A 25,384-nucleotide genomic window follows, 5' to 3' on the forward strand; every position below is an offset into this window, starting at 1 on the left:
CCTGCGTGAGCTTGCCGCTGTGCTGCGAACTTGGGTTCCCGCCTACGCGGGAACGACGTTTGAGGGTGCGGGACGAATCTTGCTGAGCGTGTCCGCAGCCGCCGGAAAGCAACTGCAGGCACGCCTACATCATCTTACTGAACGATCTGCGCCAGTTCGCCAGCCTTGTAGCGCTCGGCCATCTTGTCCAGCGGGATAGCCTTGATCTTGCCTGCCTGGCCTTCGCAACCGAAGGACAGGTAACGGGCCTTGCACACTTCCATCGCGGCTTCGCGCGCCGGCTTCAGGTAGTCGCGCGGGTCGAACTTCGACGGGTTCTGGAACATGTACTTGCGGATCGCAGCGGTCATGGCCAGGCGGATGTCGGTGTCGATGTTGATCTTGCGCACGCCGTGCTTGATGCCTTCCTGGATCTCTTCGACCGGCACGCCATAGGTTTCCTTCATGTCGCCGCCGAATTCGCGGATGATGGCCAGCAGTTCCTGCGGCACCGACGACGAACCGTGCATCACCAGGTGGGTGTTCGGGATGCGGGCGTGGATTTCCTTGATGCGGTCGATCGCCAGGATGTCGCCGGTCGGCTTGCGGGTGAACTTGTAGGCGCCGTGCGAGGTGCCGATGGCGATCGCCAGCGCGTCGCACTGGGTCTTGGCCACGAAGTCGGCGGCTTGCGCCACGTCGGTCAGCAGCTGTTCGCGGGTCATGGTGCCGTCCGCGCCGTGGCCGTCTTCCTTGTCGCCCTTCATGGTTTCCAGCGAGCCCAGCACGCCCAGCTCGGCTTCGACGGTCACGCCGATCGAGTGCGCGAACTTGACGACTTCCTTCGAGACTTCGACGTTGTACTCATACGAAGCCACCGACTTGCCGTCGGCTTCGAGCGAGCCGTCCATCATCACCGAGGTGAAGCCCGAACGGATCGCGGCCATGCAGACCGCCGGCGACTGGCCGTGGTCCTGGTGCATGACGACCGGGATGTGCGGGTAGGCTTCGACGGCGGCGTCGATCAGGTGGCGCAGGAAGGCTTCGCCCGCGTACTTGCGCGCGCCGGCCGAGGCCTGCATGATCACCGGCGCGTTGACCGCGTCGGCGGCAGCCATGATGGCCTGCACCTGTTCCAGGTTGTTGACGTTGAATGCCGGCAGGCCGTAACCGTGTTCGGCGGCGTGGTCCAGCAGTTGACGCATTGATACGAGTGCCATGGGTTTACTCCCAAACAATTAAGAAACTAGTTCGTCCAGCTCGCCGACGCGCACGATCTTGAGCGCGTTGGTGCCGCCGGCCTGCCCCATCGGCGAGCCCCAGGTCACGACGATCAGGTCACCCTTGCGGACCATGCCTTCGTTGATCAGGACTTCTTCCGCGCGGCGCAGCACGGCGTGGCTCCCGCCTTCCTGCAGAAGATGGAATGCTCGCACGTTCCGGTACAGGGACGCCTTGCGCTGCGTCGCCTGCAGCGGGGTCAGTGCGAAGATGGGGGTGTCGATCGAGTGACGGCTCATCCACAGTGCGGTCGAGCCCGATTCGGTCAGCGCCACGATGGCCTTCACGCGCAGGTGGTGCGCGGTGAACAGGGTGCCGTAGGCGATCGACTGGTCGATGCGGGTGAACTGGACGTTGAGGAAATCGGCGTCACGCTTGTTGTATTCGGATTGTTCCGCCTCCAGGCAGATCGCGGCCATCATCTCGACCGTTTCCACCGGATACTTGCCCGATGCGGTCTCGGCCGAGGTCATGACGGCGTCGGTGCCGTCCAGCACGGCGTTGGCCACGTCCGAGACTTCGGCGCGGGTCGGCACGGCGTTGACGATCATCGACTCCATCATCTGGGTCGCGGTGATGGCCAGTTTGTTGGAGGCGCGCGCCATCTGGATCATGCGCTTCTGCAGCGCCGGCACGGCGGCGTTGCCGACTTCGACCGCCAGGTCGCCGCGGGCGACCATGATGCCGTCGGAGGCGTCCAGGATTTCCTGCAGCACCGGAATGGCTTCGGCGCGTTCGATCTTGGCGATCATCATCGGCTTGTGGCCGTAGGGTTCGCCGGCGATGTTGGCCAGCTGGCGCGCCATTTCCATGTCGGTGGCGTTCTTCGGGAAGGAGATCGCCAGGTAGTCGGCCTGGAAGCTCATCGCGGTCTTGATGTCTTCCATGTCCTTGGCGGTCAGGGCCGGTGCGGTCAGGCCGCCGCCCTGGCGGTTGATGCCCTTGTTGTTCGACAGCTCGCCGCCGACCTTGACGGTGGTGCAGATCTCGTGGCCGTTGACCTTGTCGACGACCAGCACGATCAGGCCATCGTTCAGCAGCAGCTTGTCGCCGGGCTTGACGTCGCGCGGCAGGGCCTTGTAGTCGAGGCCGACGCGTTCCTGGTTGCCCAGCTCGCCGTTCTCGCCCCATTTCGCGTCCAGGATGAACTTGTCGCCATTGTTCAGGAAGATCTTGCCTTCTTCAAACTTGCCGACGCGGATCTTCGGCCCCTGCATGTCGGCCATGATCGCCACCTCGGTGCCGCACTCGGCGGCGGCGCGGCGCACCAGCGCTGCGCGGTCGATGTGGTCCTGGGCCCGTCCGTGCGAGAAATTCAGGCGCACGACGTCGACGCCGGCGCGGATCATTTTCACGAGGATGTCGAAGTCGGTCGACGCCGGGCCGATGGTGGCAACGATCTTGGTGGCGTTGTACAGGGGGCGCGCAGCTTGCATGGGTTGGAATCCTTGATTCTGAAAGAGAAGCGCAGCCTTCTAGGCTGCGCTGGTACTTATTGGGCGTTACGCTGGAGCAGGATCTCGACTGCCGGCAAGGTCTTCCCTTCGAGGAACTCGAGGAAGGCGCCGCCGCCGGTCGAGATGTAGCCGATCTGGTCGCTGATGTCGTACTTGGCGATCGCGGCCAGGGTGTCGCCGCCGCCGGCGATCGAGAAGCCTTCCGACTTGGCGATGGCCATGGCCAGGGTCTTGGTGCCTTCGGCGAACTGGTCGAACTCGAACACGCCCACCGGGCCGTTCCAGACGATGGTGCCGGCCTTGGCGACCTGCTCCGCCAGCATGGCGGCGGTCTTCGGGCCGATGTCCAGGATCATGTCGTCGTCCGCCACGTCGGCCACGTCCTTGACGGTGGCGGCGGCGGTCGGCGCGAATTCCTTGGCGCACACGACGTCGACAGGGATAGGCACCTGGGCGCCGCGCTTGGCCATCATGTCGATGATCTGCTTCGCTTCGCCGACCAGGTCGTTCTCGACCAGCGACTTGCCGATGTTCAGGCCGACGGCCTTCATGAACGTGTTGGCGATGCCGCCGCCGACGATCAGGTTATCCACCTTCTCTGCCAGGCTCTGCAGGATCGACAGCTTGCTCGAGACCTTGGAACCGGCCACGATGGCCAGCAGCGGACGCTTCGGCTGGCCCAGGGCCTTGCCCAGGGCGTCCAGTTCGGCGGCCAGCAGCGGGCCGGCGGCGACCACGGGCGCGAATTTCGCGATGCCGTGGGTGGTGGCTTCGGCGCGGTGCGCAGTGCCGAAAGCGTCGTTGACATAGACGTCGCACAGCTTGGCCATCTTCTGGGCCAGCTCGTCGCTGTTCTTCTTCTCGCCCTTGTTGACGCGGCAGTTTTCCAGCAGGACCACCTGGCCCGGCGCGACCTCGACGCCGTCGACCCAGTTCTGCTTCAGCTCGACCGGCTGGCCCAGCAGCTCGGACAGGCGCTTGGCGACCGGCGCCAGGCTGTCTTCCGGCTTGAACTCGCCTTCGGTCGGACGGCCCAGGTGCGAGGTCACCATCACCGCGGCGCCGGCCTTGAGGGCGGCCTGGATCGCCGGCACCGAGGCGCGGATGCGGGTGTCTTCGGTGATATTGCCGGCATCATCTTGCGGCACGTTCAGGTCAGCACGGATGAAAACACGCTTGTTTTTCAGCGCGTCGCGGTCGATCAGGTCTTGCAGACGGGTGAAGCGGAGAACGGCGTCCATTGGTCAGCGGTGAGATAGTGAAAAAACGTCATTGTACATTAGGCGACGGGCCCGAAAATGTGTAACACACGCAACAGTGTAAAGACGGCCATGCCGAATATGATCGTCAACAGCATGTTCCGGCGCCACAGGTAGAAACCCAGGGCCGCGAGGCCGGCCAGCAGCTTGGGATTTGTCCATTCCAGCTCGGTCTGGCCTTGGGCGTCGATCAGGATGTCGGGTGCGATGATGGCCGCCAGCGCGCAGGCAGGGGCGTAGCGCAGCATTTCCTGGACCCGCGGCGGAATGGTGATGCGGTGCCCGATCAGCCAGAACGAGCTGCGGGTGGCGAAAGTGGCGACGCACAGCACGCCGATGACCACCCAGATTTCCCAGTCAGCCATGACGCGCCTTTCGCTTGGTGAAGGTTTCTTCGATAAACATGGCGGTCACCATGCCGACCACCACCGCCAGGAGCAGGCCCAGCTTGTAGGGCAGCCCGTAGGCGAGCACGGCCACCGCGCCGGCCACGACCACGCCGCACAGGGCGGCGTTATTGATAATCAGGGGTACCATGACGCACAGGATGGCCAGGGTGCCGGCAAAGCCCAGCCCCCACTCGCTCGGGACGGCGCTGCCGAGGAAGATGCCGATCACGGAACCGATCTGCCAGGCGAACCAGTTCGGAATCACCAGCGCTTTCAGGTAGGCCAGCTTGCCGGGCGCCGGCTCGGCGCTCGGATAGCGCTGCAGGAACATGGCCACGGTGAGGTCGCCGGACACATAGCCGAGCAGCATGCGCTGCTTCCACGGCAGGTGCGCGAAATGCGGCCCCAGCAGCGCGGAAAAGATCACGAAACGCAGGTTGACAACCAGGGCGGTAGCGAAGATGACCCAGATCGGGGCCTGGGCGGCGATCAGTGGCAGCGATGCGAGCTGGGCGGAACCGGCGAACACCAGCAGGGTCATACCGATGGACTGGGGCACGCTCAGGCCGCTCTTGACCATGGCGATGCCCACCACCAGGCCCCAGGCGGCGATGCCGAACAGGGTCGGCAGGCCGGTCTTGAAACCTTCATCCCAGGCCGCGCGGTCGGCGGCGTCCTGGCCGGCAGGAGACAGTCCCTGTGGGTCGCCGTCCTTCATGTGGTAATCCTGCAACGGGCCATGGCCCCCGCGGCGGACTTGAAACGCTTGGGTGTGAAACGCATTTTGGAGGGGGAGCCGGAGACGGCGCAGCTGCGCCCGGGCTCGAATGTGATCAGCCTGTTATTTTAGCGGCCATTCCGGCAACGAGTATGAATCCGTTAAAATCGTATCTTTGGGAACCTCGAAAAACCTACTGCGCGTTGCACTGCCGGTTTGCGATGCTCGCTGTACATTCGTACAGCTGCGCTTCTCAACCAGCATTGCTGCCGCTCGCTACGGTTTTTCGAGGTTCCCCTTTGCAAAAACTTCCCTAACGGAGAGAACCAGATGAACCAAAAGACGATGCCTGTGGTGGAACTCGAGGCCAAAGACCTGCCGGCATATTGCCCGAATCCGGCAATGCCGCTGTGGTCCTCGCACCCGCGCGTCTTCCTCGACTTCGACCACCACGGCGAAGCCAAGTGCCCCTACTGCGGCACCCAGTACCGCCTCGCGCCGGGCACCGTGCTGAAGCACCATTGACCCACCCTGCGGCGCCTGGCGCCGCTCACCCATGAACTATCGTGCCCCTTCCTGGCTGCCGGGCGGCCATTTGCAGACGATCTATCCGGCGACCTGCATCGCCAAGCCGGAGCTCGCCTACCGGCGCGAGCGCTGGCACAGCCATGACGGCGACTTCATCGACGTCGATTTCGTGGACGGCCAGCCCGGCAAGCCGCTGGTAGTGCTGTTCCACGGCCTGGAAGGCTCCTCGCACAGCCATTACGCCCGCAGCCTGATGGCCGCCCTGAAAGCGCGCGGCTGGTCGGGCGCCGTGCCGCATTTCCGCGGCTGCTCGGGCGAGCCGAACCTGACGCCCCGCTTCTACCACTCGGGCGATGCCCACGAAGTCGACTGGATCGTGCGCAAGCTGCGCGCGCACCACACCGGCATCCTGTACGCCGCCGGCGTTTCGCTGGGCGGCAACGCCCTGCTGCGCTGGCTGGGCGAATCGGGCCACGGCGCGGAAATCGTCGACGGCGCCTGCGCCATCTCGGCCCCGCTCGACCTGGCGCGCGGCGGCGAAGCGCTGTCGTCCGGCTTCAATATGGTCTACACGCGGATGTTCCTGCAGACGCTCAAGCCCAAGTGCCTGGCCAAGCTGGAGCAGTTCCCCGGCCTGTTCGACCGCGAGGCCCTGATGCGGGCGCGCGACCTGTACGCCTTCGACAACGTGGTGACCGCGCCGCTGCACGGCTACCGCGACACCGACGACTACTGGCACCGCGCCAGCGCCCGCCACGTGCTGGACGCCATCACGGTGCCGACCCTGGTGCTGAACGCGCGCAACGATCCCTTCCTGCCGGGCGCCCACCTGCCGCAGAGCGCATCGAAGGCGGTGACCCTGGAGTATCCGGAGCACGGCGGCCACGTCGGCTTCGCCGCAGGTCCCTTCCCGGGCCGCATCGACTGGCTGCCGCAAAAGATCCTCCACTTCTTCGACCAGCTTGCCGCCACCCGCGCGCCGGATGCCGCGCAGCTGTGCGATGCTGGCTGACACTATGGACGACATCGTTAAACAGGCAATGGCCAAGTGGCCGAACGTGCCGCACTGCTACGGCTGGCTGGCGCTGGATGCGCGCGGCGGCTGGCGCATGCGCGACGAAGCGGCCCAGCGCGCCAACGCGCCGGGCGACCGGCTGACCAATCCGGCCCTGGTGGGCTTCATCAACCGTAATTACCTGCACGACGAGCACGGCAACTGGTATTTCCAGAACGGGCCGCAGCGCGTCTACGTTAACCTGGAAGCGACGCCCTTCATCGCGCGCACCGATCCGCAACAGGGGCTGGTGCTGCAGACGGGGCAAGCGCTGGCGAAGGTCGAACGGGTATTCCTGCTGGATTCCGGCGCGCTGCTGTTCCAGGCCGGCGAGGTGATCGCGCAGCTGGACGACCGCGACATGGCGCAGGTGCTGGGCATGCTGGAACTGGATGGCGAACCGGCCTCGGACGAAGCGGTGATGGCATGGCTGGACAAGGGCGCCGGCGAACTGGCGCTGCCGTGGAACGGCAGCCGGATCGCGCTCGAACGCCTTGGCGCGCAGGATGCGCCGCAGCGCTTCGGCTACCGGACGATCCCGAGCGCCTGAGCTCAGCGCTCCTTCTCTTCTTCCTTCTCCGCCTTCTGGCGCGCCTGCAGTTCGCGCTCGCGCGCATCGATCACGGCCTGGTCGTAGAACGACACATCGCTCGCCTTGCGCGCCAGATTGAGCTGCTCCACCGCTGCCGGCAGCGCGCCGGCCAGCACATAGGATTCGGCCAGCGACATGTGCTGCAGCGCGATCTTGCCCTGCTTGGCATAGGTCTTGGCCAGCAGGTCGTGCAGCTTGGGTTCCTCGCGGTACTGCTGCACCTGGTCGCGCAGGTAGCGGGCCGCCTCGTCCAGTTTGTCGGCCGCCACCAGCACGTCGGCATACTGGTGCGCGATCGCGCGCGACAGCGGGAAACGCTGGCGCGCCTGCTCCGCTTCCTGCACCGCCTGCTGCAAGACTTCCGGCGGCTGGCCTTGCGCCATCTTGATCTCGATCGACAGGCCGGCGAAGATGCTGGCCCCGTCGCCCACGTTCGACGCGGTCGTGAACACGCCTTCGCGCGGCTTGACGGTGGCGCGCGCCTTGTCGAGCCAGCTCTGGGCGCCGGCCAGGTCGCCCTGGCGCAGCGCCAAATAAGCCAGCCCGTACTGGGCGCCGGCCTGCTGCTGGCGGTGGGTTTCCTTGAGCTGGGTTTCAAAAGCCCTCTTCGCTTCGCGCCGTCCCTGCTCGCTCAGGTCCTGCAGCACCCGGGTACGCGCCCGCACCAGATGGAAGTCGAGGCTGTCGACGCGCTGCTTCTTGGGGATCTCGCGGATGCGCGCCTGCATGTCGCTGATGCGCTCCTGGGTCAGCGGGTGGCTGCTCAGGTTGCTCAAGCCGGCCGGCAGTTCGCCATACAGCTTGCTGGCGCTTTGCAGGCGGCGGAAAAAGGCCACGATGCCGGTGGTGTCGTAGCCGCCCTTCTCCATGATCTGGAAGCCGACCCGGTCGGCCTCGCGCTCGGCGTCGCGGCTGAAGTTCAGCTGGCGCTGGATCGCCAGGCCCTGTCCGCCCATCAGCACGCCCATCGCCGCGTCCGAGCTGGACTTGGCGGCCAGCGCCGCCAGGATCATCGCCGCCAGCGGCAGCAGCACGTCCTGCTTCTGCTGGCCCAGCATGCGCGCGATGTGGCGCTGCGATACGTGGCCGATCTCGTGCGACATGACGCCGGCCAGTTCGGATTCGGTCTGGGCGGCGATGATCAGGCCCGAGTGGGCGCCGATGAAACCGCCGGGCAGCGCGAAGGCGTTGAGGGCGGCATCGCGCACGGCGAAGAACTGGAAATCGGCATTGGTCTCGCCGCGCGCGCCGGGCACGACGGTGACGAGGGCGTTGCCGAAGTTGTTCAGGTATTCGAGGATGACTTCGTCGTCGAGGTAATCACGGTCGCGCCGGATGTCGCGCATGATTTCCTCGCCCAGCTTGCGCTCGACCACGGGCGACAGGTCGCCGCGCGCGGCGTCGCCGAGGGTGGGCAGGCGGGAGCTGTCGGGTTTCTGGAGCGGTTCCGCCGGCGCCGCAATGGCGAACGCGGCCGACGTGCAGAGGGCCAGGACAGTCAATGCGGGGCGCCAGGGGCGCGCTTTGGCTGGTCGGGAGCGTAGTTTCACGGTGCTATCATACCCCCATCCGCGCGCAACTTGCTGTCCTGCGATACACTTTGTTACCCCAGATTATCGACCTTGCAATGACGACCGAGAACCCGACCGCAGACCATCTGACCCACTTCGACGCCACCGGCCAGGCCCATATGGTCGATGTCGGCGCCAAGCAGGACACCCACCGCATCGCCGTGGCGGCCGGCACCATCCGCATGAAGCCGGAGACGCTGGCCCTGGTGGTGTCGGGCACGGCCAAGAAGGGCGACGTGATCGGCATCGCGCGCATCGCCGCCATCATGGCCTCGAAGCGCACCAGCGACCTGGTGCCGCTGTGCCATCCGCTGCCGATTACCAAGGTGGCGGTGGATTTCGAGATCGACGAGGGTGCCAATAGCGTGCATTGCCGCGCGCAGGTCGAGACCATTGGCAAGACTGGGGTCGAGATGGAGGCGCTGACGGCGGTGCAGGTCGGCCTGCTGACCATTTATGACATGTGCAAGGCGGTCGACCGCGGGATGGTCATGACCAATGTGCGGGTGATGGAAAAGCACGGCGGCAAGAGCGGGGACTGGACGGCGGAGCTTGATGAGTGATTAAGTTGAGCTTTAAGCAGTAGAGCGTACCGAATGAGGCGTCTCCGGGTATCGCCTCGATTTTCTTGCGCTACCGACGCGCGCTGCTTTTCGCGGAAGAGCGCTCTCACCGAATTCAAGCCGCCGTGGGCGAAGAAAATGTTTCTTCTCTCACGCTTGACCCGATAGGCAGACGTATAGCATCAATCGGACAAAAATCAGCAGTTGGCAAGCTCTGTACAACCGAAGGGCTACCCAGACAACAGGATCGACCGAGCACGCAGGGTCGAGTTGGAAATTTTTTAGTAAAGTTCAACTATCGGCAACGGCCCTGTTGATCCGCCTCGCTGGCTTTCCTGACTTCTACCAACCTTGTCCCTGTTCAGCCGAGCAAGAATCGTCGTTCAACTTGCATCGGAGGGAAGCATGGCGAGCGACGCATATTTAAGAATAGAAGGGATAAACGGGGAATCCGAAGATGAGCGCCACCGCAATTGGATCGAAGTAAACAACGTACTGTACGCAGTCCACCAGCCTAGAGCCGATGTCGTATCGACCGCTGGGGGCCATACCACCGGCAGAGCAGATCTTTACCCCATCGCCTTCAAGAAGCTTGCCGACTTAGCTTCGCCCATTCTGCTGCAAACTTGTGCAACCGGCAGAACCCTGCCGAAAGCCGTGTTTGAGTTCATGCGGGCCGATGGTGACGGTAAGCCAATCCCGTATTTCAAAATTGAACTGGAAAACTTGATGATTGCGAGCATTACCCCAGATAGTGGCGAAGGCGGGATAATCAGCGAGCGCGTTCAACTCGCGTACGCCAAGATTAAGTGGAGCTACATACGCCAGAGCATCAGGGGTGGTACACAGGGCAATACGTCGGGCAGCTGGGATTGTTCAGCCCACAAAGTGTGCTAGACGGAGGGGAAATGTCCACGCCCTATGACGGCGATGTCATGATTCTCTGCCCGCTCGACTTGACAGACTTTCGGCACACCTGTGCTGTCGTTGTGTCAGGCGACGGTGTCAACGCTTGCGGCCATACGCTACTGCACATTGGCGATAGCTGGTACGTCCACATCGCTGGTGTTTACAAAATGCCCAAGTTCATGCATGAGAGTGGGTACATGCGGTATTTGAAAGAAAACGGCAAACGCGAGATTCGCCGCTGGAATATCAAACTTCCAAATCCTCAGGGGGCGCACGGGAAACTGGAAGAACTGATAGGGAAACCATGGTTATGGGGCGTGTTGCCACATAACTGTGCCTCTTTTGTCGAGGAAGTTGTGCGTGCCGGCGGCAGTAAAGCCGGAATGTATTTTAACTGCCCTACCGCGGAGCCTTTCACATAATGCGTACATTCATTTCGCTTGGCGTCGCCTCCGTAGCGGCTTTGCTTGTCTATATTTTGATATTTTTCTTTAATCCAGGTATGTATGTTGAGAAGGCGTTCAACATCCTGGTCGTCGTGTTCGTCGGTTCATGGGGGGCCACAACACTGGTGCTGAGGCTACGGGGTTCTCGTCGTTAGGTGCGCACTAAAGGCCCCTCCGCCTTTGGTCGCCCGGAATATTTGTGCCAGCATTTCCTTGTGAGACTTTCCGTTTAGCGTCGTCATCAAGTGTCCTTAGGTGCTTTTGGGCAGCGGCAAGCCTTCAGCAATCGCCAGCCGCTCCATCGCATCCTCGAGAATGACCCGGGCCTGCCCCGAGGCCCTGGCCAGTAAGGCGTGCAAGTCGGCATCCTCGGGATTGCGCGAGGCGCACTGCACGCTGTAGCGCTCGAAGCTGCCGATCATCATTAGCAAGTCGGAAAGGTGGCGCGGGCATTCGCAGCTCAGGCGGTCGCTGGCCGTGGTGATCGTCACCAGCGCATCCTCGTCGAAGCGGCGCGGCGTGATCGCCGGTTCCGATTCGCTCAGCGGCAGGCGCTGGCCGCCTAGTGCCGAGCGGCACAGCAGCGCCAGCTCGCCCAGGTCGGCCGGGACGCGGACCACCAGACAGCCCTGAGCGCGCAAGGCGCGGATCGTGGCGCTGGGACAGAAGCGGTACAGCACGACCGCCGCTGCCACATTCACGCGCTGGCGCGCCGCCGCCACCAGCGGCAGGACGCTGTCGTCCAGTTCGGACATTTCGATGACCATCACATCCGCCTCGGCATCGGCCGGCAGTTCATCGAGCCGCTCGAGGCTGGCGCACTGGGCGCGCACGTCGAGGCCGGTCGCCTCGCGGCCCATGGCCGCCAGGCGCCGCCCAAGCACGTTGCTGACCAGGACAACCCGAACCGGCGCCGACGGCTGTGCCTGCGCCTGCAGGTTGTGGCCGAGCATCGATTGCAGCTGCTCCCGGCTCAGCCCGGCCAGCACGCCAATCGAATGGCCCTGGTCCACCAGCTGCTTGAGCAGGCCGAGCCGCGCCACCTGCTCCGCAGAATAGAGCCGCTGTCCGCGCTCGGAGCGCTGGGCTTCCGACAAGCCGTAGCGGCGCTCCCATACGCGTAGGGTCTCGACCGGCAGCCCGGCCAGGCGCGCGGCTGCGCCCGTGCGGTACATGATGCGCTCTTGTCCCGTCCTGATCGAAGAATCCATAGCAATGCCCCTAAATTGAACCACAATTACGGCGGATTATAGCGTCAAACCTTAGACAATCGCGTTCGCTTGGCCTACATTGAGTGCACGCAGCCGTTCGGCTGCACAACCAACCTTCAGGAGCATGCAATGAAAACCGTCCTTGCCGCACTTCCTCTGGCATTTGTCTTCACGAGCGCCCAAGCCGCCGATATCGTCGACACCGCGAAATCGGCAGGCTCGTTCAACACGCTCGTCACCGCTGTCCAGGCTGCCGGCCTGGTCGACACCCTGAAGGGGCCGGGCCCGTTCACCGTATTCGCTCCCACCGACGCGGCGTTCGCAAAGATCCCCAAAGCGAAGCTCGATGCGCTGCTCAAGGATAAGCAAGCGCTGGCCAAGGTCCTCACCTACCACGTCGTGCCGGGCACGGTGAAAGCAGCCGACGTCAAGCCTGGCGAAGTCAAGACCGTCGAAGGCAGCACCTTCAAGGTCGGCATGCGCGGCGACAAGGTCATGGTCGACAACGCCCATGTCACCAAGACCGACATCATGGCCGACAACGGCGTCATCCATGTGATCGACGCCGTCATCATGCCCTAAGCAAACCCGCACTCTTCCTCGTCCGCCGCCCGCCGCTGCCCCCCGGCGCCGCGGCGGTTTTTTTATTGCTGAAGATTTTGCTCGATGAGCCAATTTCATGTCGCGTGGTAAATTGCTGGCCTGCGTGCGCGGCGCCCTGCCGGGCACGAACATGACCAAGAGGATGGAATGAGATTGCATTTGCTGACGATGGCGGCCGCCACCCTGGCTGCTAGCACCGCAATGGCCGCGCCGCGCGGCTTTACCGTCGAAGACCTGGTGAACATGGAGCGGGTCGGCAGCCCGGCCGTGTCGCCGGACGCCACGCGCGTCGTCTACACCGTGCGCAGCACGGACATGAAGAAGAACCGCGGCCACACCGAGCTGTGGCTGGTCGACCTGCGCGCAGACAAGCCCGTGCCGAAGCGCCTGGCGAGCCACAGCGCAAGCAGCGCCGACCCGGAATGGTCACCGTCGGGCGACGCCGTGTATTTCCTGTCGACGCGCTCGGGTTCGTCCCAGGTGTGGCGCCAGCCGGTCGGCGGCGGCAAGCCGGTTCAGGTGACCAATTTCCCGCTCGACGTGGACAGCTTCCGCGTGGCGCCGACCGGCGACCGCCTGGCCTTCAGCATGGCGGTGTTCCGCGACTGCGCCGACCTGGCCTGCACCAAGGACCGCGTCGCGGCGAAGGAAAAGGACAAGGCCACCGGCAAGGTCTATGACCGCCTGTTCGTGCGCCACTGGGATACCTGGCTTGATCACCGCAATAACGTACTGTTCTCGGCGCCGCTGGACAAAGCGGGCAAGGCAGGCGCCACGCCGGTCAGCCTGTCGGGCGCGCTCGATGGCGACGTGCCGTCCAAGCCTTTCGGCGACCGCGAGGAATTCCGCTTCAGCCCGGACGGCAAGACCGTGGTGTTCTCGGTGCGCATCGCCGGCAAGACCGAAGCCTGGTCGACCAACTTCGACCTGTACACGGTCCCGGCGGCGGGCGGCGCCGCGCCGCGCAACCTGACGGCGGACAATCCGGCCTGGGATACCAAGGGCGTGTTCTCGCCCGACGGCCGCACCCTCGCCTACCTGGCGATGGCGCGTCCCGGCTTCGAGGCGGACCGCTTCCAGATCATGCTGATGGACGTGGCCAGTGGCCAGAAGCGTCCGCTGGCGGCCGACTGGGACCGCTCGGCCGGCAACCTGCAGTGGAGCGCGGACGGCAAGGCCCTGATCGTCGATGCGGAAGACGTCGGCCAGCACCGCCTGTTCTCCATCGACATCGCCAGCGGCAAGGTGGCGCCGCTGACCGGCAAGGGCGCGATCGGCGCCTTCGACACGCGCGGCGACACGGTGGCCTACACGCTGGCGAACCTGGCCTCGGGCGCGCAGCTGTACACCATGAAGCTGGGCGGGCAGCCGAAGCAGCTGACGGAGGTGAACAGCGAGCGCCTGAAGGACGTGCGCTGGGGCGAGTACGAGCAGTTCTCGTTCACGGGCGCCAATGGCGACACCGTCTACGGCCACGTGATGAAACCGTGGAACGCGGAACCAGGCAAGAAGTATCCGGTGGCCTTCCTGGTGCACGGCGGCCCGCAGGGCAGCTTCGGCAACGGCTGGAGCTACCGCTGGAATCCGCAGGTGTACGCGGGCGCGGGCTATGCGACCGTGTTCATCGACTTCCACGGCTCGACCGGCTACGGCCAGAAGTTCACGGACTCGATCAGCAACGACTGGGGCGGCAAGCCGCTGGTCGACCTGCAGAAGGGCCTGGAAGCGGCGGTGCAGAAGTTCCCGTGGCTGGACCGCGAACGCAGCTGCGCGCTGGGCGCGTCCTACGGCGGCTACATGATGAACTGGATCGCGGGCAACTGGGCGGACGGCTTCCGCTGCATCGTCAACCACGACGGCGTGTTCGATACGCGCGGCATGGCGTATTCGACCGAGGAGCAGTGGTTCACCGACTGGGAGAGCGGCGGCCCCTACTTCCAGGTGCCGGAAAACCACGAGCGCTTCAACCCGGTGCACCACGTGAACAAGTGGAAGACGCCGATGCTGGTGATCCAGGGCGACCTGGACTTCCGCATCCCGACGGCGCAGGCCTTGTCGACCTTCACGGCGCTGCAGCGCAAGGGCATCGAGAGCAAGCTGCTGGTGTTCCCGGACGAGAATCACTGGGTGCTGAAGCCGGCAAACTCGGTGCAGTGGCATCACACCGTGATCGACTGGCTGGACAGCCATATCAAGCAATAAGCCAAGGGCCGGAGCCAAAGAAAAAACCCGCTCCGAGGAGCGGGTTTTTGATGGTGCAGGCTCGGTCAGGAGCCGCTCAAGAATTACTGAGCGTTGTTCTTGGTGATCGCGTCCATCGCTGCGGCGTTGTCGGTGATCGAGGTGGTGTTGGTCCATGCGACGGTCGCATCGTTCACGACCGGGGTCATGGTGATGGTTTCGCTGTCGACGCCGGTTGCGATGCCGGTGCCCAGGGTGACGGTCAGGACGCCGTCGGCAACTGCCACGCCAGCGACTTCCTTGGTGGCGACGAAATCAGCTTCAGCAACGATACCGCTCGCGCCGCTGTCGCAGTTGTCCAGGGTACCGCCGTTTTCTTGAGCGCAGACGCCCACTGCGGTTTTGATCGACGACACCGAACCCAGTGCTGCGCCGATTTTGGCCTTGACGGTGTAGCTCTGGTAAGCCGGGATAGCGACGGCTGCCAGGATACCGATGATCGCGACGACGATCATCAGTTCGATCAGGGTGAAGCCGCCTTGGGCTTTTTTGGTTTGCATTTGCTTGAAGTTCATTTTCATCTCCGGTGGTGGGGTCAGGAATCTTGTGCTGCGTTGTTGCCGCACTCATCTATATGCAATCGGTATGCCAGGCTGGAAATAGTCGATTTTATTAATACGGAGTTAATAAAACCCTGTGCCAGGACAAGAATTGTCGTATTGAGTGACAAAAATTGTCAGTTCCTTGTGGCAATTTTTGTCGTGTGGACAGTTTTTGATGTCGAAAGCTGGCACGGACCGGACAAAACGCGCGCGATGGACCAAAAAAAACGGGGAGCTTGCGCTCCCCGTCCTTATGGTGCTTCCTTCGATCGCTGGATTACAGCATGGCCTTCAGCAGGCGCGCCATTTCCGACGGGTTCTTGGTGACCTTGATGCCGCAGGCTTCCATGATTTCCAGCTTGGCTTGCGCGGTGTCGGCGCCGCCCGAGATCAGCGCGCCGGCGTGGCCCATGCGCTTGCCCGGAGGCGCGGTGACGCCAGCGATGAAGCCGACGACCGGCTTCTTCATGTTGTCCTTGATCCAGTGAGCAGCGTTCGCCTCGTCCGGGCCGCCGATCTCGCCGATCATGATGACAGCGTCGGTGTCCGGATCGTCGTTGAACATGCGCATCACGTCGATGTGCTTCAGACCGTTGATCGGGTCGCCGCCGATACCGACTGCCGACGACTGGCCCAGGCCCAGGGCGGTCAGCTGGCCGACTGCTTCATAGGTCAGGGTGCCCGAACGCGACACGACGCCGATACGGCCCTTCTTGTGGATGTGACCCGGCATGATGCCGATCTTGATCTCGTCCGGGGTGATCAGACCCGGGCAGTTCGGGCCCAGCAGCAGGGTCTTCGAACCGGCCTTGGCCATACGATCCTTGACTTCCATCATGTCGCGGACCGGGATGCCTTCGGTGATGCAGATTGCCAGGTCCAGCTCGGCTTCAACGGCTTCCCAGATGGCGGCTGCAGCGCCTGCCGGCGGAACATAGATGACCGACACGGTGGCGCCGGTTTCCGACTTGGCTTCCTTGACCGATGCGTAGATCGGGATGCCTTCGAAATCTTCGCCGGCTTTCTTCGGGTTCACGCCGGCCACGAAGGCTTCACGGCCGTTCGCGTAGTCGCGGCACATGCGGGTGTGGAACTGGCCGGTCTTGCCGGTGATACCTTGGGTGATGACTTTGGTGTCTTTGTTAATCAGAATCGACATTTTGTTTTCCTTCGCGAATTAGGCTTGACCGGCGGCAGCGGCAACGACCTGCTTCGCTGCATCTTCCATGGTGTCTGCGGAAATGATCGGCAGGCCCGAATCAGCCAGCATCTTCTTGCCCAGGTCTTCGTTGGTGCCCTTCATGCGGACGACCAGCGGCACTTGCAGCGACACAGCCTTCGATGCGGTGATCACGCCTTCGGCGATCACGTCGCAGCGCATGATGCCGCCGAAGATGTTGACCAGGATGGCCTTCAGGCCCGGGTTCTTCAGCATGATCTTGAATGCTTCGGTGACCTTCTCGGCGGTTGCACCGCCGCCGACGTCCAAGAAGTTGGCCGGCTCGCCGCCGAACAGCTTGATGGTGTCCATGGTGGCCATGGCCAGGCCGGCGCCGTTCACCAGGCAGCCGATGTTGCCGTCGAGCGAGATGTAAGCCAGATCGAACTTCGATGCTTCGACTTCAGCCGGATCTTCTTCGTCCAGGTCGCGGTAGGCGACGATTTCCGGGTGACGGAACAGGGCGTTCGAGTCGAAGTTGAACTTGGCGTCCAGGGCGATGACCTTGCCCGAGCCGGTCAGGATCAGCGGGTTGATTTCGGCCAGCGAGGCATCGGTTTCCCAGTAGGCTTTGTACAGGCCTTGCAGGTTGGCGCGCGCGTCGGCGATCGAGCCTTCCGGCACGCCGATCTTGCGGGCGACGTCGTCAGCTTGCGCATCGGTCAGGCCGACCGACGGTTCGATCACGACGTTGTGGATCTTTTCCGGGTTGCTGTGGGCGACTTCTTCGATGTCCATGCCGCCTTCCGACGAAGCCATCAGGACGACCTTCTGGGTCACGCGGTCCGTGACCAGCGAGACGTACAGTTCTTTCTTGATGTCCGCGCCTTCTTCGATCAGCAGGCGGCGCACTTTCTGGCCTTCCGGGCTGGTCTGGTGGGTCACCAGTTGCATGCCCATGATCTGGTCGGCGTATTCCTTGACCTGTTCCAGCGACTTGGCGACTTTCACGCCGCCGCCCTTGCCGCGGCCGCCAGCGTGGATCTGGGCCTTGACGACCCACACCGGGCCGCCCAGCTCTTCAGCGGCCTTGACGGCCTCTTCCACGTTCATGCACGGAATGCCGCGCGGAACGGTCACTCCGAACTTTCGGAGGATTTCTTTGCCCTGATACTCATGGATTTTCATGCTGGCTTCCCTTCTTTTCTATTACTGATTGTGTAGAAATACGGTTGGACTACAAAAATAACGACTTGAATGCTAACCCGACACGGCTTTGATCGACCAGCGTGGATAGTACTTGGCCACGGCGGGGCCGTCGCTGCGCAGGGCATGGCAACGGTCGAGCTCGAAGGGCCGTTCAGCCGAGTTGTCGTCGGCGCCGCCGCGGGTCTCGAAGACGTCGTCGGCGTAGGCCTGCAGCGCTGCGGTAGGCAGCACCTGGGCCAATTCGGTCAGGTGGGTGCAGCCGAGCACGCCGGAGAGGCGGTCTTTCAGGTGCAGCCGGAAGTGTTTCATCAGCGACAAGCCGATCAGCTTCTTGTAGGCGGGAGCGATCGTATCGCAGAAACCAGGATACGGGACGGAATCGGACGCGGCTTCGGCGTCGACGATGGTCAGGTCGCGGTCGATGGTCACGCGCAGCTTCAGGTCGTGCACCGGAACGCCGCCCGGGCGGTCGCCTGAAGCGAGCGCGATGTCACGCGTCTTGACATCGCGGATGCTGGCGTCGAGATCCCACAAGCCATCGTCGCGCGCATAGGCTTCGACGGTGATGGCGCGCGTATGCCGGAGCGAGCGCGATACGGGAGGAGACAGGGGCATAAAAACCAATGCCGTCAGAGCGGCGGTTAGTGGTGCAGCCGGTGTGCTTCATGCACGTTGCCGCGGCTTCCACGGCAACAACCGCTCATGCGGCGCTGCTTAAACCACAAAAGTTTATCACAGCATCTTGCCAGTTGCACTGCAACAGAGGGGTTTTCCACCGATGAGCACGAGGTTTCTGCCACTGTATTGCAGGGTCGGCAATGTTGCTGTGCGGCGTGAAGGAGAGGGACTCACGGCATGGACGGCGCCCTTGATAAGGAATTGACAACAGTGATGGCAGCGATAAGCACTGTTTATATTGCTGAGCAAAGCTCGGATTGCGTCGCCGGACCTAATCGACGCAAGTCAGTGGACAGATGCGGCCCCAATTGAAAAAGGTGCTTGAACGCATCGGCGGCGCAGCCGCCAACCCTACCGTCCTGTCGCGGTCCGGGAGAATGAAAAAGCGCCAGCGTGCAGCGCCATCGCCCGTTGAGGAATATGCCGAGACATATCGGGGATGGCGCTCCACGCTGGCGCCTGGGTAATGCTGTGCTTGCTACGTTGTGCTTGCTACGCTGAGCTTGCTACGCCGTGTTTGCTACGGCGCTGCCTCTGCTTACAGCTCGTCGTCGTCCGGGCTGCCTTGCATGGCGGCGCGGGCGGCGCGCTGGGAAAAGCCGCGCTGGAGCAGGAAGCGCATCTGCTTGGCGCGCTCCGCCGCATCCGTGGCGACCCGGCCAAACTTGCGCTGCCAGACTTCACGGGCACGCGCGGTTTCGCTCTCGGCCAGCTCGGCCTTGATGTCGGACAGCGCATCGCCGTCGACACCATGACTTTTCAGCTCGGCCATGACGCGGCTGTTGCCGAAACGGCTGGCCTTCCTGTTGATCAGGGATTCGGCGAAACGTTCTTGCGACAGCCAGTTGTTCTTTTCAAGGAAGTCCAGAAGAGCTTCGATGTCGTCGCCCTCCTCGGCATAACGCGCCAGTTTGCGTCCCAGTTCAAGCCGGCTGTGCTCGCGCAGTGACAGGTAGCGCATTGCGCGCGCCTTCAGGCTCAGTTGGGGTGCTGGCATGGGATGGCGGCCGGGACAAGCCGGCGATGTGCTGCCGGCCTGCCCTGCCAATCAATTACTCACCAACAGCCTGGAGCTTCGGACGGCTGTCGTCATCGCTCGAGACCGGCGGCAGCTCGCGCACGCCCAGGGCGGCACGGACCTTGTTCTCGATCTCGCGGGCCAAGGCCGGACGCTCCTTCAGGAACAGGCGGGCATTGTCCTTGCCTTGACCAATGCGTTCACCGTTGTAGCTGTACCAGGAACCCGACTTCTCGACGATCTTGTTGTCGGCGCCCAGATCCAGGATTTCGCCTTCGCGCGAGGTGCCTTCTCCGTACAGGATGTCGAAGTGGGCTTCCTTGAACGGAGGAGCGATCTTGTTCTTGACGACCTTGACCTTGGTTTCGTTACCGATCACCTCGTCGCCCGACTTGATCGAACCGGTACGGCGGATGTCCATACGCACGGATGCGTAGAACTTCAGCGCGTTACCGCCGGTCGTGGTTTCCGGGCTGCCGAACATGACGCCGATCTTCATACGGATCTGGTTAATAAAGATCACCAGGGTGTTGGTGCGGTTGATCGAGGCGGTCAGCTTGCGCAGCGCCTGCGACATCAGTCGCGCCTGCAGGCCCGGCAGCGAGTCGCCCATGTCGCCTTCGATCTCGGCGCGCGGGGTCAGTGCCGCCACCGAGTCGATGACCACGAGGTCGACCGAACCCGAACGCACCAGGGCGTCGGTGATTTCCAGGGCCTGTTCGCCGGTATCCGGCTGGGAGATCAGCAGTTCGCCCAGGTTGATGCCCAGCTTTTGCGCGTAACCCACGTCGAGCGCGTGCTCGGCGTCAATGAAGGCGCAGGTGCCACCCAGCTTTTGCATCTGGGCGATGGTTTGCAGGGTCAGGGTCGTCTTACCCGACGATTCCGGACCGTAGATTTCAACGATACGGCCGCGCGGCAGGCCACCGACGCCGAGCGCGATGTCCAGGCCCAGCGAGCCGGTGGAAACAGTCTGCACTTCCTCGACCGGCGCATTGGTGTCCATGCGCATGACCGAGCCCTTGCCGAACTGCTTTTCGATTTGCGCCAGGGCGGCTGCCAGCGCTTTGCCTTTTTCCGAGGCGTTTACTGCGAGTTTTTTGTCGTCCATGGTGTACTTTCAATCGTGGAGTAGGCAAGGTAGGGTCAAAGCGGCCCAAATCAAGAGTCACTACTGTATAAAAATCCAGTGGTTTTGGCAAGCACAAAATGCGATGAAAAGCGCCGCTGTTGTGCAGTCAAGACTCGCATTGTTGCGACAAATCAAACACAATACGAACTTGTTGAAGGTCTAACGGTTTCCCGAGGTGCCCCATGCGAATTCTGCTCGCCGAAGATGATAGCGTACTTGCCGATGGGCTGACGCGTTCCCTGCGCCAGTCCGGCTATGCCATCGATTGCGTCAAGAACGGCCAGGATGCCGACACCGCGCTCTCCACCCAGGAGTTCGACCTGCTCATCCTGGACCTCGGCCTGCCCAAGATGTCCGGACTGGAAGTGCTGCGCCGCCTGCGCTCGCGCGCCTCGCACCTGCCGGTGCTGATCCTCACCGCCGCCGATTCGGTCGAGCAGCGCGTCGAGGGCCTGGACCTGGGTGCGGACGACTACATGGCCAAGCCCTTCGCCCTGTCCGAGCTGGAAGCGCGGGTGCGCGCCCTCACCCGGCGCGGCGCCGGCGGCGGCCCGGCCGTGGTGCGCCATGGCCCGCTGGTCTACGACCAGGTCGGCCGCAGCGCCTATATCAACGACCAGATGCTCGACCTGTCGGCGCGCGAACTCGGCCTGCTGGAAGTGCTGCTGGCCCGTTCCGGCCGCCTGGTCTCGAAGGAGCAGCTGGTCGACCACCTGTGCGAATGGGGCGAGGAAGTCTCGAACAACGCGATCGAGGTCTACGTGCACCGCCTGCGCAAGAAGATCGAGGTCGGCGGCGTGCGCATCGCCACCGTGCGCGGGCTCGGCTACTGCCTCGAGAAATTCAGCGAGGCGCCACGGGCCGCCCCAGCTGCGCCGGGCGCTTCCGACAGCAAGTGAACGAGCGCGACGCCAGCTTCGACTCCCAGCCCGGGCATGGGCTGGCCGAGCCGCTGTACGTCCCGCCCAATCCCGAGCCCGACGAGAACATCCGCCATTCGCTGTTCGGCGAGATCCTCGACTGGATGCTGGCCCCGCTGCTGCTGCTGTGGCCGATGAGCATCGCGATCACCTACCTGGTGGCCAAGTCGATCGCCAACCAGCCTTTCGACGACGCGCTGGAAGACCGGGTGACGGTGCTCAGCCAGCAGGTGCGCAGCGTGGAAGGCAGCGTCACCGCCCAGCTGGCGCCCGGCGCGGTCGACATCCTGCGCGCCGACGACGTCGACAGCGTCTACTATTTGATCACCGGCCCGGCCGGCCAGCACCTCGACGGCGACCGCGACCTGCCCCGCCCCAAGGCCGGCGACGACGACGAGGCGCGCAGCGGCGCGGTGGCCTTCCGCAACGACAGCTTCCACGGCATTCCGGTGCGGGTCGCCTACTCCTATATCAACCTCGATCCGCTGCATGAGCGCGGGGGACCGGAAACCGAGCCCGAGCTGGCCCTGGTCCAGGTGGCCGAGACGCTCGACAAGCGCGCCCACCTGGCCAATGAGATCATCAAGGGCGTGATCCTGCCCCAGTTCATCATCCTGCCGGTGATCCTGGCCCTGGTCTGGTTCGCCCTGTCGCGCGGCCTGACGCCGCTGGCCGACCTGCAGGAACGCATCCGCGCACGGCCGCAGGACGACCTGTCGCCCATCGATCCGCGCCAGGTGCCGGAAGAGATTTCGCCGCTGGTCGGCTCCTTCAACGACATGCTCGAGCGCCTGGCCCAGACCATCGAGATGCAGAAGCGCTTCATCGCCGACGCCGCGCACCAGATGAAGACGCCGCTGGCAGGCATGCGCATGCAGTCCGAGCTGGCGCTGCGCCAGATCGATCCGGACGAGGTCCGGCGCTCGCTCGAACAGGTGGCCAAGAGCTCGGAATCGGCCACCCGCCTGGTCAACCAGCTGCTGGCCCTGGCCCGCGCCGAGAACCAGCCGCATGCCGGCCTGGCCTTCAGCGAGGTCGACCTGCCGCGCCTGGCGCGCGAGACGGTGCAGGACTGGGTGCAGGCCTCGTTCTCGCACCAGATCGACCTCGGCTTCGAGCCGCCCGATGAAGCGGTCACCATCGCCGGCAATCCGATGATGCTGCGCGAGCTGCTGTCGAACCTGATCGACAACGCGCTGCGCTACACTCCCGCGGGCGGCAGCGTCACCGTGCGCGTGCGCCGCGAGGAGGAGCGCGCCCTGCTCGAGGTCGAGGACACCGGCCCCGGCATCGCGCCGGCCGAGCGTGCGCGCGTGTTCGAGCGCTTCTACCGCATCCTGGGCAGCAATACCCAGGGCAGCGGCCTGGGGCTGGCCATCGTGCGCGAGATCGCCCAGCAGCACGGCGCCGAGATCGACATCTTCAACAACCCGCGCAGCCACGCCAACAAATTCCCGGGCAGCCTGTTCCGGCTGACCTTCCCGCCTCCCGCCCATGACGCCATCGACGCCGCCTGACCAACCCGACCAACAAGACGCCGCCCTGGCCGCGCGCCGGCGGCTGCTGGAGACGCGTGAGGCGCATTGGCGGCGCACGCGGCGCATGACGGCCGTCCTGCTGGCGCTGTGGCTGGTGGCCGGCTTCGGCACCGTGTTCTTCGCGCGCGAGCTGGCCGGCGTCAGCGTGTTCGGCTGGCCGCTGTCCTTCTACATGGCCGCGCAGGGCGTGTCGCTGCTGTCGCTGGCGACCATCGGCCTGTACGCCTGGCGCATGCGAAGCCTGGAACGCCGCTACCGCGCGGCACTGGAGGCTGTGTGAGCGCGAAGACCTCCTACTTCAACAAGCTGGCGCGCTACTACCTCTGGTACACCGGCTGCTTCGGCCTGTTCCTGGTGATGGTGGCGCTGCTCGAGCAGGAAGGCATGCCGCGCCTGTGGATCGGGCATTTGTTCATGTTCGCGACCATCCTGCTGTACGCGATCATCGGCGTGATCTGCCGCACTTCGAACGTCACCGAATACTACGTGGCGGGACGGCGGGTGCCGGCCATGTTCAACGGCATGGCCACCGCCGCCGACTGGATCTCGGCGGCCAGCTTCATCAGCCTGGCCGGCGGCCTGTACCTGCAGGGCTTCGACGGCCTGGCCTATATCATGGGCTGGACCGGCGGCTACTGCCTGGTGGCGCTGCTGATCGCGCCCTACCTGCGGCGCTTCGCCCAGTACACCATCCCCGACTTCCTGGCCGCGCGCTACGGCGGCGGTGCGGACGGACGCGGCGCGGCGGTGCGCGCGGTGGCGGTGGGCGCCACCATCGTCGTCTCGTTCACCTACGTGGTGGCGCAGATCTATGCGGTCGGCCTGATCGCCTCGCGCTTCACCGGCGTCGATTTCTCGGTCGGGATCTTCCTCGGCCTGGCCAGCATCCTGGTGTGTTCCTTCCTGGGCGGGATGCGCGCGATCACCTGGACCCAGGTGGCGCAGTACATCATCCTGCTTGTAGCCTTCCTGATCCCGACCATCTGGCTGTCGGCCAAGCACGCCGACAACCCGGTGCCGCAGCTCGCCTACGGTTCGCTGCTGCCCAAGCTGGCCGCGCGCGAGCATCAGCTGGAACGGGATCCGCGCGAGGAACAGGTGCGCGCCGAGTTCCACCGCCGCGCCCAGGAGTACAGCGCGCGCCTGGAGGCGCTCCCGGCGTCGTGGGAGGCGGGCAAGGTCGAGGCCCAGCGCCGGCTGGTGGAAGCGCGCACGCACAACGCCTCGCTGAACGAGGTGCGCCAGGCCGAGCGCGAACTGAACACCTATCCGAACTCGCCGGACGAGGCGCGCACGGTGTGGATCGAGCTGCGCGACGCTAATCTAGCGCGGGCCCGCCCGCCGGTGCCGCACGCCACGCCCTTCCCCGGCGCCACCAAGGAGGAATCGGACCGGCAGCGCAACAACTTCCTGGCCGTGGTGTTCTGCCTGATGTTCGGCACCGCCGCCATGCCGCATATCCTGATGCGCGCCTACACCACGCCCTCGGTCAACGACACCCGCAACGGCGTGTTCTGGACCCTGTTCTTCATCCTGCTGGTGTACCTGACCATTCCCGCGCTGGCGGTGCTGGCCAAGTACGACATCTATACCTCGCTGGTGGGCAGCGACTTTTCCACGCTGCCGACCTGGATCTCGTACTGGGCCAACGTGGACAAGGCCAATCCGCTGATCAGCGTCATCGACATCAACGGCGACGGCGTGGTGCAGCTGGCCGAGATCGCGATCGACGCCGACGTGCTGGTGCTGGCCACGCCGGAGATCGGCGGGCTGCCCTATGTGATTTCCGGCCTGGTCGCGGCGGGCGGGCTGGCGGCGGCGCTGTCGACGGCGGACGGGCTGCTGCTGGCGATTTCCAATGCGCTGTCGCACGATGTGTATTACAAGATCGTGGAACCGGGCGCGTCGACCCAGAAGCGGGTGACGATTTCCAAGCTGCTGCTGCTGGCGGTGGCTTTCATCGCGGCTTACGCGGCTTCGCAGAAGCCGGCCGACATCCTGTCGCTGGTGGGCGCGGCCTTCTCGCTGGCCGGCTCGACCTTGTTCCCGGTGCTGGTGCTGGGGGTGTTCTGGAAGCGGGCCAACCATACCGGGGCGATCGCGGGGATGGCGGCGGGGTTCGCGGTCTGTTTGTATTACATGTTCCGCGCCAGCCCGACATTGGGGGGCAGCGTGGATGCGGCCTGGCTCGGGGTCATGCCGATGGCGGCGGGGGTGTTCGGGGTGCCGGCGGGGCTGCTGACCATTGTGGTGGTGAGCTTGATGACGCCAGCGCCGAGCAGGAATAGCGAGGGGATGGTGGACTACATTCGGACGCCGGAGTGATTGCGGGCGTTATTGGTGTGCGAAGACGCGAACAAAACAAAACGGGCGCCCTCAAGGCGCCC

At 64.1% G+C, this 25,384-nt stretch carries 25 protein-coding genes; 12 read left to right on the forward strand and 13 right to left on the reverse strand.

The genetic code is table 11. From position 1 onward, the window contains the following. Positions 1 to 134 precede the first annotated feature (134 nt). The 5 genes from fba to KBW95_RS00350 all read right to left on the reverse strand — a co-directional run bounded on the left by fba (position 135) and on the right by KBW95_RS00350 (position 5,083). Positions 135 to 1,199 carry a class II fructose-bisphosphate aldolase gene (fba, locus tag KBW95_RS00330; RefSeq protein ID WP_211527228.1) on the reverse strand — a complete coding sequence of 355 codons (1,065 nt, stop codon included), beginning with the start codon at positions 1,197 to 1,199 and terminating at the stop codon, positions 135 to 137. Positions 1,200 to 1,217: 18 nt separating this feature from the next. Next, a complete protein-coding gene (gene pyk, locus KBW95_RS00335; protein WP_211523621.1) occupies positions 1,218 to 2,678 on the reverse strand; it encodes a pyruvate kinase in 1,461 nt (486 codons plus the stop codon). 74 nt (positions 2,679 to 2,752) lie between these two features. Continuing rightward, entirely contained in the window at positions 2,753 to 3,958 is a 1,206-nt protein-coding gene (locus KBW95_RS00340; protein ID WP_229429457.1) for a phosphoglycerate kinase, read from the reverse strand. 38 nt (positions 3,959 to 3,996) lie between these two features. Then, positions 3,997 to 4,341, reverse strand: a complete 345-nt coding sequence (locus tag KBW95_RS00345) for an AzlD domain-containing protein (protein WP_211523540.1) — start codon at positions 4,339 to 4,341, stop codon at positions 3,997 to 3,999. Next, on the reverse strand, positions 4,334 to 5,083 hold the full coding sequence (locus KBW95_RS00350) for an AzlC family ABC transporter permease (RefSeq protein ID WP_211527229.1): 750 nt from the start codon (positions 5,081 to 5,083) through the stop codon (positions 4,334 to 4,336). Before KBW95_RS00350 ends, KBW95_RS00345 begins: the two co-directional genes overlap by 8 nt. Positions 5,084 to 5,413: 330 nt before the next feature. On the opposite strand from KBW95_RS00350, the gene KBW95_RS00355 reads away from it, so the two are divergent. From KBW95_RS00355 to KBW95_RS00365, 3 genes are read left to right on the forward strand one after another with little or no spacing between them, the layout of a single operon-like run. Next, entirely contained in the window at positions 5,414 to 5,608 is a 195-nt protein-coding gene (locus KBW95_RS00355; protein WP_020651840.1) for a zinc-finger domain-containing protein, read from the forward strand. 31 nt (positions 5,609 to 5,639) lie between these two features. Continuing rightward, the gene (locus KBW95_RS00360; RefSeq protein ID WP_211527230.1) at positions 5,640 to 6,623 is read left to right on the forward strand and encodes a YheT family hydrolase; all 984 of its coding nucleotides are present in this window, start codon (positions 5,640 to 5,642) and stop codon (positions 6,621 to 6,623) included. A gap of 4 nt (positions 6,624 to 6,627) precedes the next feature. Next, positions 6,628 to 7,215, forward strand: a complete 588-nt coding sequence (locus tag KBW95_RS00365; RefSeq protein WP_211523623.1) for a DUF2946 family protein — start codon at positions 6,628 to 6,630, stop codon at positions 7,213 to 7,215. 2 nt (positions 7,216 to 7,217) lie between these two features. Here KBW95_RS00365 and KBW95_RS00370 read toward each other — a convergent pair whose 3' ends face one another. Next, a complete protein-coding gene (locus KBW95_RS00370; protein ID WP_211523543.1) occupies positions 7,218 to 8,759 on the reverse strand; it encodes a M48 family metalloprotease in 1,542 nt (513 codons plus the stop codon). 125 nt (positions 8,760 to 8,884) lie between these two features. Between KBW95_RS00370 and moaC the strand changes: the two genes are divergently transcribed. The 3 genes from moaC (at position 8,885) to KBW95_RS00385 (ending at position 10,722) form a co-directional block, all read left to right on the forward strand. Continuing rightward, complete coding sequence (moaC, locus tag KBW95_RS00375) at positions 8,885 to 9,391, forward strand: cyclic pyranopterin monophosphate synthase MoaC (RefSeq protein ID WP_211527231.1); 507 nt, start codon at positions 8,885 to 8,887, stop codon at positions 9,389 to 9,391. Positions 9,392 to 9,796: 405 nt separating this feature from the next. Next, positions 9,797 to 10,288 (forward strand): type VI secretion system tube protein Hcp, encoded by a 492-nt coding sequence (locus KBW95_RS00380; RefSeq protein WP_211527232.1) that lies wholly within the window; start codon positions 9,797 to 9,799, stop codon positions 10,286 to 10,288. An 11-nt stretch (positions 10,289 to 10,299) separates the two neighbouring features. After that, a complete protein-coding gene (locus KBW95_RS00385; protein ID WP_211527233.1) occupies positions 10,300 to 10,722 on the forward strand; it encodes a hypothetical protein in 423 nt (140 codons plus the stop codon). 275 nt (positions 10,723 to 10,997) lie between these two features. Here KBW95_RS00385 and KBW95_RS00390 read toward each other — a convergent pair whose 3' ends face one another. Beyond that, on the reverse strand, positions 10,998 to 11,957 hold the full coding sequence (locus KBW95_RS00390; RefSeq protein ID WP_229429458.1) for a MerR family transcriptional regulator: 960 nt from the start codon (positions 11,955 to 11,957) through the stop codon (positions 10,998 to 11,000). Positions 11,958 to 12,086: 129 nt separating this feature from the next. Between KBW95_RS00390 and KBW95_RS00395 the strand changes: the two genes are divergently transcribed. Together KBW95_RS00395 and KBW95_RS00400 are read left to right on the forward strand one after the other, a co-directional pair. Further along, a complete protein-coding gene (locus KBW95_RS00395) occupies positions 12,087 to 12,539 on the forward strand; it encodes a fasciclin domain-containing protein (protein WP_211527234.1) in 453 nt (150 codons plus the stop codon). 168 nt (positions 12,540 to 12,707) lie between these two features. Continuing rightward, on the forward strand, positions 12,708 to 14,762 hold the full coding sequence (locus tag KBW95_RS00400; protein WP_211527235.1) for a S9 family peptidase: 2,055 nt from the start codon (positions 12,708 to 12,710) through the stop codon (positions 14,760 to 14,762). A gap of 83 nt (positions 14,763 to 14,845) precedes the next feature. Here KBW95_RS00400 and KBW95_RS00405 read toward each other — a convergent pair whose 3' ends face one another. The 6 genes from KBW95_RS00405 to recA form a co-directional block, all read right to left on the reverse strand. Beyond that, complete coding sequence (locus tag KBW95_RS00405; protein ID WP_373888737.1) at positions 14,846 to 15,301, reverse strand: prepilin-type N-terminal cleavage/methylation domain-containing protein; 456 nt, start codon at positions 15,299 to 15,301, stop codon at positions 14,846 to 14,848. A 319-nt stretch (positions 15,302 to 15,620) separates the two neighbouring features. After that, positions 15,621 to 16,502, reverse strand: coding sequence for a succinate--CoA ligase subunit alpha (sucD, locus tag KBW95_RS00410; RefSeq protein WP_209587196.1), 882 nt, complete (start codon positions 16,500 to 16,502; stop codon positions 15,621 to 15,623). A gap of 18 nt (positions 16,503 to 16,520) precedes the next feature. Next, positions 16,521 to 17,690, reverse strand: coding sequence for an ADP-forming succinate--CoA ligase subunit beta (gene sucC / locus KBW95_RS00415; RefSeq protein ID WP_211523548.1), 1,170 nt, complete (start codon positions 17,688 to 17,690; stop codon positions 16,521 to 16,523). A gap of 72 nt (positions 17,691 to 17,762) precedes the next feature. After that, positions 17,763 to 18,326 carry a DUF2889 domain-containing protein gene (locus KBW95_RS00420; protein ID WP_211523549.1) on the reverse strand — a complete coding sequence of 188 codons (564 nt, stop codon included), beginning with the start codon at positions 18,324 to 18,326 and terminating at the stop codon, positions 17,763 to 17,765. A 601-nt stretch (positions 18,327 to 18,927) separates the two neighbouring features. Further along, on the reverse strand, positions 18,928 to 19,386 hold the full coding sequence (gene recX / locus KBW95_RS00425) for a recombination regulator RecX (RefSeq protein WP_211523550.1): 459 nt from the start codon (positions 19,384 to 19,386) through the stop codon (positions 18,928 to 18,930). A gap of 55 nt (positions 19,387 to 19,441) precedes the next feature. Continuing rightward, positions 19,442 to 20,518, reverse strand: coding sequence for a recombinase RecA (recA, locus tag KBW95_RS00430; RefSeq protein WP_211523551.1), 1,077 nt, complete (start codon positions 20,516 to 20,518; stop codon positions 19,442 to 19,444). Positions 20,519 to 20,721: 203 nt separating this feature from the next. On the opposite strand from recA, the gene KBW95_RS00435 reads away from it, so the two are divergent. Genes KBW95_RS00435 through KBW95_RS00450 form a run of 4 tightly spaced genes read left to right on the forward strand, consistent with a single transcriptional unit; the run spans position 20,722 to position 25,322 of the window. Continuing rightward, positions 20,722 to 21,438, forward strand: coding sequence for a response regulator transcription factor (locus KBW95_RS00435; protein ID WP_211523552.1), 717 nt, complete (start codon positions 20,722 to 20,724; stop codon positions 21,436 to 21,438). Further along, positions 21,435 to 22,976: a sensor histidine kinase gene (locus KBW95_RS00440; protein ID WP_373888732.1), complete on the forward strand. Its 1,542-nt coding sequence runs from the start codon at positions 21,435 to 21,437 to the stop codon at positions 22,974 to 22,976. The genes KBW95_RS00435 and KBW95_RS00440 overlap by 4 nt, the downstream gene beginning before the upstream one ends. Further along, the gene (locus KBW95_RS00445) at positions 22,954 to 23,277 is read left to right on the forward strand and encodes a DUF4212 domain-containing protein (protein ID WP_211523553.1); all 324 of its coding nucleotides are present in this window, start codon (positions 22,954 to 22,956) and stop codon (positions 23,275 to 23,277) included. The genes KBW95_RS00440 and KBW95_RS00445 overlap by 23 nt, the downstream gene beginning before the upstream one ends. Beyond that, complete coding sequence (locus KBW95_RS00450) at positions 23,274 to 25,322, forward strand: sodium:solute symporter family protein (protein WP_211527237.1); 2,049 nt, start codon at positions 23,274 to 23,276, stop codon at positions 25,320 to 25,322. The genes KBW95_RS00445 and KBW95_RS00450 overlap by 4 nt, the downstream gene beginning before the upstream one ends. The last annotated feature ends 62 nt before the right edge of the window (positions 25,323 to 25,384 follow it).

This window comes from Massilia sp. ZL223 (genome assembly GCF_018119395.1).
Lineage (GTDB): Bacteria > Pseudomonadota > Gammaproteobacteria > Burkholderiales > Burkholderiaceae_D > Telluria.